Source organism: Pollutimonas rozaliensis, from assembly GCF_048751585.1.
Classification (GTDB): domain Bacteria; phylum Pseudomonadota; class Gammaproteobacteria; order Burkholderiales; family Burkholderiaceae_B.
The window spans coordinates 1-255 of sequence record NZ_JAZHOB010000236.1; the positions used below are offsets into that span (position 1 = coordinate 1).

Annotated in this window: 1 protein-coding gene; it reads left to right on the plus strand. The window is 57.6% G+C overall.

The genetic code is table 11. The annotated features are described in order from the left end of the window. Positions 1-255, plus strand: a 255-nt coding sequence (locus V0R37_RS22725) for a sigma 54-interacting transcriptional regulator (RefSeq protein WP_420376636.1), incomplete at both ends; no start/stop codon positions are given.

Below are 255 nucleotides of genomic sequence, written 5' to 3' on the forward strand. Positions count from 1 at the left end.
TGGACGTGCGCGTGATTGCGGCCACCAACCGTGATTTGAAAGAGATGATCGACGCCGGGCATTTCCGAGAGGATCTCTATTTCCGGCTCAACGTGTTTCCCGTCGATTCAGTGCCGCTGCGCAAGCGCATCGAGGATGTGCCCTTGCTGGCACGACATTTTCTGCACCGCGCCTGCTTGAAGTTCAACAAGCAGGGCGTGCGTATTCCTCCGGCTCAGTTGGAGCTGCTGACCCTCTACCCATGGCCTGGCAATA